Here is a 9883-nt window from a genome sequence, read left to right as displayed (position 1 = left end):
CTTCACCAAACTACGCATTCTTGTCGTGGGTGATGTCATGCTCGATTCCTACGTATGGGGAAAAGTAGAGCGCATTTCTCCCGAAGCGCCAGTTCCCGTCGTACACGTCGGGCGGCGCGAGTACCGCCTGGGTGGGGCGGGCAATGTATTGTTGAACGTCCAGGCCCTCGGGGCGGAGGCCATTGTTTGCTCGGTAGTCGGTAGTGATGGGCCCGGCGATATTTTGGAACGGCAACTCGAAGCGCGCAACCTAAGTTGCGAAGGCTTGATTCGCAGCGATGCTCGTATTACTACCATCAAAGAACGCATCATTGCGGGTTCGCAGCAGATCGTCAGGATTGATACCGAAACCGACGCTAACATTTCGGATGCGGAACGTGAGCAGTTGGTTTTCAAAGCCAAAGAACTAATACTTGGCTGTCAGGTAGTAATCTTTGAAGATTACGACAAGGGCGTCCTCAGCCCTGAAGTCATTGCTGAAATCACCGATTTTGCCAATGAGTATCAGATACCGACGGTCGTCGATCCGAAGAGACGTAACTTCTTGGCTTACAAGAACACGACCCTTTTCAAACCCAACCTAAAAGAACTACGGGAAGGTTTGAAGGTAGATTTCGAAGTAAGGGACGCCGCCGCTTTGCAATCCGTCGTGCAGCAACTCACCGAAACCCTCGGCGCGGCGGGCGCTTTGGTTACCCTTTCGGAACACGGCGTCTATATCGATTACCAGAGCGAAACCCACCACCTTCCCGCGCACGTGCGGGAGATCGCCGACGTATCCGGCGCGGGCGACACGGTCATCAGCATCGCGGCTTGCTGCGTAGCCCTCGGGCTGCCGCCGCGCACCATCGCTAGCCTGTCCAATTTGGGTGGCGGACTGGTCTGCGAACAAGTAGGCGTGGTGCCGATCGATAAAGACCTGTTGAAAGCGGAGGCGGTGCGGGAGGGGTTGATTTGAACCGCGAGGCCGGTACGCCGGAGCGGCAAAGGCGCAAGGGTTGTTCACTAAGTAAGTAAAACAGAGTCTTGGTTTGACTTTCTCCAAAAAGAAATCTTCATGCTGCGACTCGCCTTTCTCCTTCTTCTGTCTTTTTTTGTACAAAATTCCTTTGCCCAAAACCTTAAAGTCAACGGCTTGCAGGAGAGTGTCGAAGTAATCCGCGACCAGTGGGGTATCTCACACATCTACGCTCAGAACGAACACGACCTTTTCCTCGCGCAGGGCTACGTCGCGGCTTCCGATCGACCTTTTCAACTGGAAATGTGGCGGCGGCAGGCTACGGGTACCGTCGCCGAACTACTTGGATCTTCGGAGGTTAATCGTGACATCGGCACGCGGCTCTTTCGCTATCGGGGCGACATGGAGCGCGAGTACGCGCACTACCACCCGCGCGGTAAAGCGATTATCACCGCTTTCGTGGCGGGCATCAACGCCCGCGTAGCCGAAATGAGGGCCGATTCCACGAATCTACCCTTTGAATTCAAATTGCTCAAAACCCTTCCCGACTACTGGACACCCGAGGTAGTTGTGAGCCGCCATCAGGGATTAGTCGGCAACGTGGTAGATGAACTTAACTACGGGCGGCAGGTACAACTCATCGGCGAGGCTAAAACCCGCGAACTCAACTGGTTCCACCCCACGCGAAAGAGGGATACTGAACCCAAGCTAAAGCTGGAAAAGGGCGTGGAGGGTCAGGATCTGTTTCAGGATATTCTGGCTCTTTACACCGCGCACCGCAGCCCCGTAAAGTTTTCAGCTTCCGATAAACGCACCGGAAATCTGGAAGAAGAAGGTACTTTTGATTTTCAGGACTGGTACGCGGAGGCCAGGCAATACGTAGGTTCCAACAATTGGGCCATCGACGGACGCTTGGCCCAAAATGGCTTTCCAATGCTGGCCAACGACCCGCACCGCATTCAGGCGGCGCCCTCATTGCGCTACTGGATTCACCTCAATGCTCCCGGCTGGAACGTCATTGGGGCCGGGGAGCCTTCGTTGCCGGGCGTTTCCATTGGCCACAACGACCACGGCGCCTGGGGGCTGACCGTTTTTGCAACTGACAACGAGGATTTATACGTCTACGAAACTAATCCCAACAACCCCAACCAGTACCGTTACCAGGGCAAATGGGTGACCATGAATATCCTGACCGATTCCGTGGCCGTCAATGGTACTTCACCGCAGTCCGTCGAGTTGAAATTTACGCGCCACGGCCCGGTTGTTTTTGAGGATAAAGCCAACCATAAAGCCTACGCCGTGCGGACCGGGTGGCTCGAAGTAGGCTCCTCGCCCTACCTGGCCAGTCTGCGGATGAACCAGGCCAAAAACTGGGATGAGTTCCGCGAGGCTTGTTCGTACAGCCGCCTGCCGGGCGAAAATATGGTCTGGGCCGACCGCGCCGGCCACATTGGCTGGCAGGGCGTGGGTTTGGCCCCGATTCGGCCCAACTGGTCGGGACTGGTACCCGTGCCGGGCGATGGGCGCTTCGAGTGGTCGGGCTTTTTGCCTATCAAAGAATTGCCGCACAGCAGCGACCCGGCGGAAGGCTTTATCGCCACAGCCAACAACAACCTCACCTCACCCGATTTCCCCCAGCGCAATGCCATCGGCTGGGAATGGTCGTCGCCCTACCGCGCCCAGCGCATCGAAGAGGTGTTGGGGTCAGGGAAACGGTTCAATCTCTTTGACTTTGTCCAACTCCAAACCGACTACCTTTCCATCCCGGCCCGGACGCTGGTACCGATGCTGGCGCGACTGGATTTGGCCGATGCCGCCGAGAAGAAATTTGTGGAGCAGCTGTCAAATTGGGACTTTCAGCTAACACCTGAACACGTGGCGGCATCGGTCTACGCCGAATGGGAGAGTCAGTTGAGCGAAGCCATTCACCAAATTATGGTTCCCGAAGCGGCCCGCCCGCACCTGCGGCGACTTTCGACCAAACTCTTACTGGACTATCTCATCACCCCCCCGGCAGAGTTCGGCACAATGCCCGTACAAAAGCGCGACGAAATCCTGCGCGTCTCTTTCCAAAAAGCCATCACCGCGCTGACCCAACGACTGGGCAAAGACCCCAGCCGCTGGCAATACGGCCAAGCCGCCAACAAGCACGTTACGATTGAGCACCCGCTCAGTCCACTCGCGAGTACGGAAATGAGGAAGAAAATCAATTTTGGCCCCGTACCGCGCGGTGGCTCCGGCGAAACCGTTAATAGTACGGGAAACAGCCTTCTCCAGCGCTACGGCGCGTCGTTCCGCATTCTGGTCGATACCGAGAATTGGGACAAAACGCTGGGAATAAACAGCCCTGGCCAATCTGGCGACCCCGATGACCCGCACTACGGCGACCTCTTCCAACGCTGGACCAAAAACGAGTACTTTCCGGTTTATTTCAATAAAGAAAAAATCAAAACCGTTGCCGACCGAACGCTGACACTCAGTCCCGCGAAGTAATGTGGTACGGCCGGGCGGCACGGGCCGCATCTGACTCCAGCCCGTTTTTGTCACACTTTAAAAGCAAGACACCTATGCAAAGAATCCTTTTGGGTTTGGTTCTTCTCCTCCCTTTCCAATTAGCTGCCCAAATCAAAATCAAAACCGATTTCGAAGGCGGCAGACTAGGCACCCTGGAAAAAGTCAGCCCCACGCACTACCGCTGCGCCGTCGCTGGCGAGTCCGATTCCCAAAACCGCAATCGCCAGTCCAGTTGGTACTATTTCAAAGTAGAAAACGCCAAAGGCAAAGCTTTGACCATCGACCTTACCGACCTCGTCGGCGAGTACAACTACAAGCCCGGCAGCCACGCCATCACGGCCCAAACGCGCCCCGTCGTTAGCTATGACAACGCCACTTGGCGGCACCTGACCGACAACGAAGTAAGCTGGAACGAAGAGAAAGTAGAACTGACCCTAAAACTGAAACCCGAAAGAAATGGGCTGTGGGTAGCGCACCAGCCGCCCTACACCACCGCGCGTTTGACGAAACTACTCTCGAACTACCAATCGTATCCCAACCTGACCACACGCAGCATCGGCCAAACGCCCAAGGGCCGCCCCATCCCGCTGCTGACGATCACCAACGCGCAAATTCCGACCGAAAAGAAAAAGGTAGTTTGGCTCATGGCGCGGCAACACGCCTGGGAAGCGGGTACTTCCTGGGTGATGGAAGGCGTAATTAAACACCTACTGGAAAGTGACGAAGGCAAGAAAATGCTAGACAAGGTAGTTTTCCAACTCATCCCGATGGCCGACCCCGACGGCGTAGTGCGTGGAGGCGTTAGATTTAACCAGTTCGGCCACGATCTTAACCGCAACTGGGATTTGGTTCAACCCGCCGAAATGCCCGAAATTCAAGCACAGAAAAAAGCCATCGTAGATTGGCTGACGCGCGGCAACCGTATTGACTTTTTTCTGACGCTGCACAATACCGAGAACGCCGACTACGTGCAGGGGCCGGATGTAGTCGCCGGACAAAAATTCTGGCAAAGTATGGTCGACAACACATCCTTCGAGTCCAGCGAAGGTCTGCGCAAAATGCCGGAATCTACCACGTTAGGCCAGCCGGGGCGCATGACCGTCAACCAGGCCCTGTGGGCCGAACAGCAAGTCCCCGCTTACCTTATGGAGTTGAAGGTGGAGAGGGTAAATAAGCTGGACGGCAGGCGGCTGACGCCAGATTGGCTGCTGCTTGGGCCGGGGTTGGTGCGGGCCGCCGTAACAGCGGTGGAATAAGACTTACTTCACCCACTCAATCTGCTTCGACGGATAATAGCCAATCCCCATCGCCTCCATTCGTTTGCCATGCTTGCCTAGGCGCGTACGATACCCTTCCCAGTCCCGCACGGACTTCGGCGACCAGCCGATTTCGGCCAGACCCGGCAGACGCGGGAACGCCATATATTCCAACGCATCCATGTCGGCAATCGTCTCGCTCCAGATCGGGGCTTCCACCCCCAGAATGTCGTCTTTGGTCACGCCCGGCACCATCGTGGATGGCTCCCAGTTGTAGGAACTGTCCATCTCGATGTACGCCGCCCAATGCAGACCGAACTTCGAGGTCGAGTCGTACTGCATATCCAGATAAGCGTACTTGGCGGGCGACATGATCACTTTCGCGCCCTGTTTTGCCGCCGACTGAGCATACTCGGCTTTGGCCCAGTATTGCGCCACCGAAGTTGGTTTGAGGCTGGCGTTGGTCACTTCGTCCCAGCCGATCATCCGCTTGCCGTGCGACTGCACGATATCCTGCACCCGGTTCACGAATGGAATGTAATCTTCAATAGCTGTAACGTGCGACTCGTCGCCACCAACGTGGATGTATGGCCCCGGCGTGATCGCAGCCAGTTCACGCACCACATCATCCACAAATTTGTAGGTAGTTTCATTGCTGGTACACAAGGTACTGAAACCCACTTCGATACCTTCGTACAATTTCGGATTCGGATCTTTCTCATTACAGTTGAGTTCGGGATAGGAGGCCAGGGCAGCATTGGTATGGCCCGGCATGTCTATTTCAGGAATTATCGTAATGTAGCGGTCTTGCGCGTACTGCACCAGGTCCTTGTACTGTTCCTGCGTGTAGAACCCTCCCCCGTTGCCACCTACTTGCGTGGTTCCACCGTAAGACGTCAATTTGGGCCAGGATTTGATTTCGATCCGCCAACCCTGGTCGTCTGACAGGTGCAGGTGCATCACATTCATTTTGTAGGCGGCAATCAGGTCGATGTATCGCTTCACGTCTTCCACGCTGAAAAAGTGGCGAGCTACGTCCAGCATTGCGCCGCGGTAGGCGTAGGTCGGGGAGTCGCGGATAGTACCCGTTGGAATCTTCCAGGAGCCGGATTGCTTTTCCGTTTTCTCAATATCGGCGGGCAGGGCTTGTCGCAGCGTCTGAATGCCACGAAACAGTCCGGCGGGCTGGTGAGCGGTGAGGGTCACGCCGTCAACCGAGATATCCAATTCGTAGCCTTCATCGCTCAGCGTGGTGTCGGCTTCTGTGAGATTCAGGTAAATGTTGCCCGCAGCGGGAGCAGAAGCGGTAGTTTTCACTTCCACCCCCAGGCCCGTGGAAGGATTGAGTTTGTCCGCTAAGTACTGCCCGATTTTCTGTACTTCCCCGGAACCCTGCGGCACGTAGATGTCGGTATTTTCGGTTATTTCAAAACTACCTTCGGAAGCCGTGACGGACACGGGCATAGGAATCAGGCTTTGCTCGGAGAGTTTGGCGGGTTTTTCGTTACCACACGAAAAAAGGATTATTAGCGCGGCAATGGATAGGGTCGTTTTGAAAAAAAGGGCCGGAAATTTGTTCAGCATGAGGAGGCTTGGTAGGAATGGAGGTTTTTTATTCAACAGTTTCTAATTCTCGCAGATAATCGGGACAAAAATCGTAGCCGTTATCCCAGTAAATTCCTCGGCCACGGTCGTACAATTTTACCTTTTCGAAATAGTCCATATCAGCTAGAGGTTTGGTCAAAGAATCGTTTTTGATAAAAGGTTTGAAATCGATGATTTTACAAACACCATCGTTAAATTCAAACTTGATTTCGTAGTCATCAAGTACCTTTATGTCCAGAATATGTGCTAACATGTGCAGCTTATTTTAAGGGTTCAATCTTGTTTAGTTCTTCCGGTTTTCGTGCTTTGTTCCAATTGCTTACCAATTCCTCACGATGTTCCAGCGCCCACTCCACGACCAACATCTTCGCACGCTTTGACAAGCGCCCTTCCAGAATCTCCAATGTCTGAATGTTAAACAATGCTTCTTCCTCTCCATACTCACTCAGCGTGGAAGTGTGGCGGCGCATGATCATTATAAAACATTCTGATCACAATCCCGAAAAAGCGGCTGATCTCAGGCATTGATTGCAAATATAACTAAGTCATTCTTTACTTCAACCCCGCCAGAAACTCCACCATATCCCGGATTTCCCGCTTTGACATAATGTACCCCATCGGCGGCATGCTCGAGGGCAGGTTTTCGCGCTTAGCGATGCGGGCCACGGGTACTTTCAGCGGCTCGGCTTCCGAGGTTTTCAAAACCAATTCCTGCGGCGTCTCCTCGGACAAAATTCCCGTCACCATTTGTCCGTCTTTGAGGGTAAGCATCACCGTCCCGAAGCCCGGCGATAGCCGCGCACTGGGTTCAACGAGAGCTTCTAATAGTTTTTCGCGGCTGAGCGTACTGCCAATGTGCGTCAGCGATGGGCCAACTTCACCACCCCGACCACCAATGGCATGGCAGCGGACGCATTGCCCGGTAGAATTGGTGGCGAAGTAGCGGCGACCCTGTTGGGCATCGCCACCCGTGAGGGCGTCCATAAAGTTAGCCACGCCTTCACCTTTGGGCTTCGAGGAAGCAAGCCGCGACCGCAGCCTTTCGGATTTGGTAGAATCCACTGCCTCGGCCAGTTCCAGGTTGATGTTGGGCGAAAGTTCCTTGTTTTCCATGCGAGTGACGAGCTTGTCCAAAATTGGCTCCGTCTTTGCGGCGGATAGGGTGCTCAGCGTCCGCAACATCTGCTGCTGCTCTTTGACCGAACCTTTTTCAAAAATCGCGTTCACCACTTCTCCCAAAGCGGCGGCGGACAAGGCCGAACCATCCAACAAACTCAATGCCCGCGCTCGGACATTTTCATCGGCATCGTTCATGCCCTGCTTCAGGACAGATTCCATGTTGTTGTACTTCAAAGTACTCAGGGCCGAAAGCATCGCGGCCCGAACATCGGGTGACTGGCTTTTTTGCAAAACCTCCACTAGCTTGGGATTATAGGCCGTCACGCCCAGATTACCCATCATGTCGGCGGTAGCGACCAGGATTTCCGGCTGAGTGTCCTGTAATAAAGTAGCAAGGCTCGGTTCTACCTTGGCTCGCGCAGCCACGGCGTCGCGCTTGACGACGCCCCGGTAGCGACCGTCCACACGGTCGAGTACGGAAGGGCTGGCCCAGGTACCCAAGGCCGCGAGGGCTTCGGTGCGGAGTTCGTTGTCTACGTCTTTTCTTTTGGCAAAATCCAGCAGGGCCTGTAGTTGCGCCTCGCCGCCCACGCGCAGGTTGGCATTGATAGCCCGGCGCAACAGTGGCTCGGACTTGAAGCGCGGGTTGTTCAAAGTCGCGGCTAGATCGGGCAATGCGCCGGGAATTGACAGATCGTCATTAATAGCACGCGCGGCTTCGGCCACGATGTACTCGTCCTTATCGTTGAGGAATCGGCGGACATTCTCGTCGCTCCAGCGGCGAAGTACCAGTACCGCCGCGAGCCGCAGCGACTTATCGGGACTGTCGGCCAGCGCGATAATGGGCTCGCGTTGTCCAAGCCGCGTGAGGGCCAGCACCGCCGCATGGCGCAGGTAGAGGTCTTTGTCATTATTAGTCGAAATCATTTTCAGCAAAGCGGGTACCGCCGCCTTGTGATCCACGCGGCCCAAGGCTTGCGCCCCGAAAAACTGCACGCGCGGATTGGTACTTGATAACATCGGCACGAGCAATGGCCCAACTGCCTTGATGGCGGCGTCACCTAGTACTTTGGCGGTCTGCGCCACAATTTCGTCGTCAGCATCTTTTACATAGTCCAGCAGGGGGATACCATAGCTTTCTTTCTCCCGCGCCAATTGTCCCAGTCCCCACACCGCGTGAATACGGGCTAGTTGGTTATCTTTTTGGGCCAAAGCTTTTTCAAAAACCGCCACGCCTTTCGCGCCGCGTTTGGCAAGTTCGAGCTGGGCTTTCTGGCGAATGCGTACGTCAGGATTGGAAAGATAGCCCAGCAGGGCGTTATCGTTTTGGGCGGCGTAGTCGAGCTGCATAAGCCGCAGCGTTTCCTGGCGCAGAACCCGCATGTCGTCTTTGTCGCCCGTCACGTCGAGCCGCCAGACGCGCCCGGTGTTTTTGGTGTCCCAGCCGTTGAGCCAGTCGGCCACGTACAACGCACCGTCGGGACCGAAGCGGATGCCTGTCGGCAGGATGCCACTGAGTACTTTCTGCTCGCCGTCCAGCACGAAGGACGCCCCCGAAGGTTTCAGACCAAAGGACCAGATCGGCGAATTGGCGGGATTGCCCCGAAATTCTACCAAGAAAAACTTGTTCTTCCAGACCGAACCCAGCGCTGTGCCGGGGTTATAAACCATGCCCGTGGGACCGTTGTGAAAGTTCTGAATCGGCGGAATGAAGTAGGCCGCCTGTCCTTCTTGCCGCGGCTTGAACATCTCCTCATCCATCCAAACTTTGTAGTCGTTGTTCTTAGGATCGGTGTACTTGCCGTACTGCCAGTTCGAGCGCCAGCCCGCGTCGGAGCCATCTACGATATAGACCAGCCGCTCGCTCTCGCCGGGATGGTCGCCGTCGTTGTCGGAGCTGATTAGGTTGCCGTACTCGTCGAACACGAACTCGTGGGTATTGCGAAGACCCGAGGCAAATACCTCGAAATCACTTCCGTCCGGGTTAGCACGAACGATTACGCCTTCGTTAGGATAGCTGTATTTCTTACCGTTGATATCGGTCAGATTGGCCCCAATGTCGCCAATACCCCAGTAGATGCGCCCGTCTGGTCCTTCCACCGCTCCCGACATACCATGGCCGCCAAAGCCAATGTGGACGCCGAATCCGTGGGCGATCGAAGTTTTCTGATCCAAAACGCCGTCGCCGTTGGTGTCGGTCAATCGCCACATATCGGGCGCGATGCCCACGAACACGTCCTTGGCCCGCACCAGTAGCGCCCCGGCTACGTCGGAAATTTCTTCAAAAAAATCGCTCAGAATGCGCGTTGAAACGTCGGCGAAGCCATCCTTATCGGTGTCTTCCAGCCGCCAAACTTCGTCTTTTTCCACGGCCAGGTCGCGCCAGTCGTGCGAGCCATCTTCGTTTAGGTCTTTGAGCCATTCATTTTCT

The 9883-nt window shown here is 55.2% G+C and carries 8 protein-coding genes; 3 read left to right on the top strand and 5 right to left on the bottom strand.

Annotation, left to right across the window (positions count from 1 at the left end; genetic code table 11):
- From ACEW8P_RS25425 to ACEW8P_RS25415, 3 genes are all read left to right on the top strand, one after another.
- A partial coding sequence (locus ACEW8P_RS25425; protein ID WP_373515866.1) for a bifunctional heptose 7-phosphate kinase/heptose 1-phosphate adenyltransferase occupies positions 1 to 958 on the top strand: 958 nt, incomplete at its 5' end.
- A gap of 99 nt (positions 959 to 1057) precedes the next feature.
- Positions 1058 to 3451, top strand: a complete 2394-nt coding sequence (locus ACEW8P_RS25420) for a penicillin acylase family protein (RefSeq protein WP_373515865.1) — start codon at positions 1058 to 1060, stop codon at positions 3449 to 3451.
- 74 nt (positions 3452 to 3525) lie between these two features.
- Positions 3526 to 4728: a M14-type cytosolic carboxypeptidase gene (locus ACEW8P_RS25415; RefSeq protein ID WP_373515864.1), complete on the top strand. Its 1203-nt coding sequence runs from the start codon at positions 3526 to 3528 to the stop codon at positions 4726 to 4728.
- Positions 4729 to 4731: 3 nt separating this feature from the next.
- Here the strand turns inward: ACEW8P_RS25415 and ACEW8P_RS25410 are convergent, their stop codons facing one another.
- From ACEW8P_RS25410 to ACEW8P_RS25390, 5 genes are all read right to left on the bottom strand, one after another.
- Entirely contained in the window at positions 4732 to 6312 is a 1581-nt protein-coding gene (locus ACEW8P_RS25410; protein WP_373515863.1) for a beta-N-acetylhexosaminidase, read from the bottom strand.
- A gap of 28 nt (positions 6313 to 6340) precedes the next feature.
- Entirely contained in the window at positions 6341 to 6586 is a 246-nt protein-coding gene (locus ACEW8P_RS25405) for a DUF2442 domain-containing protein (RefSeq protein WP_373515862.1), read from the bottom strand.
- A gap of 7 nt (positions 6587 to 6593) precedes the next feature.
- The gene (locus ACEW8P_RS25400; protein WP_373515861.1) at positions 6594 to 6803 is read right to left on the bottom strand and encodes a DUF4160 domain-containing protein; all 210 of its coding nucleotides are present in this window, start codon (positions 6801 to 6803) and stop codon (positions 6594 to 6596) included.
- Positions 6775 to 6858, bottom strand: coding sequence for a DUF4160 domain-containing protein (locus tag ACEW8P_RS25395; protein WP_373515867.1), 84 nt, complete (start codon positions 6856 to 6858; stop codon positions 6775 to 6777). Before ACEW8P_RS25395 ends, ACEW8P_RS25400 begins: the two co-directional genes overlap by 29 nt.
- A gap of 27 nt (positions 6859 to 6885) precedes the next feature.
- The coding region (locus ACEW8P_RS25390; RefSeq protein ID WP_373515860.1) for a HEAT repeat domain-containing protein at positions 6886 to 9883 on the bottom strand (2998 nt) is incomplete at its 5' end.

The sequence above is a fragment of the Persicitalea sp. genome (assembly GCF_041751555.1).
Lineage (GTDB): Bacteria > Bacteroidota > Bacteroidia > Cytophagales > Spirosomataceae > Persicitalea.
Note: the sequence above shows the minus strand (reverse complement) of the source record. Positions and strands in the feature narration are given on the sequence as shown.

What these genes read in the sequence shown, in the direction of transcription:
- ACEW8P_RS25420 (WP_373515865.1), top strand. Translation starts at nt 1,058, where the DNA reads ATGCTGCGACTCGCCTTTCTCCTTCTTCTGTCTTTTTTTGTACAAAAT.
- ACEW8P_RS25415 (WP_373515864.1), top strand. Translation starts at nt 3,526, where the DNA reads ATGCAAAGAATCCTTTTGGGTTTGGTTCTTCTCCTCCCTTTCCAATTA.
- ACEW8P_RS25410 (WP_373515863.1), bottom strand. Translation starts at nt 6,312, where the DNA reads ATGCTGAACAAATTTCCGGCCCTTTTTTTCAAAACGACCCTATCCATT.
- ACEW8P_RS25405 (WP_373515862.1), bottom strand. Translation starts at nt 6,586, where the DNA reads ATGTTAGCACATATTCTGGACATAAAGGTACTTGATGACTACGAAATC.
- ACEW8P_RS25400 (WP_373515861.1), bottom strand. Translation starts at nt 6,803, where the DNA reads ATGCGCCGCCACACTTCCACGCTGAGTGAGTATGGAGAGGAAGAAGCA.
- ACEW8P_RS25395 (WP_373515867.1), bottom strand. Translation starts at nt 6,858, where the DNA reads ATGCCTGAGATCAGCCGCTTTTTCGGGATTGTGATCAGAATGTTTTAT.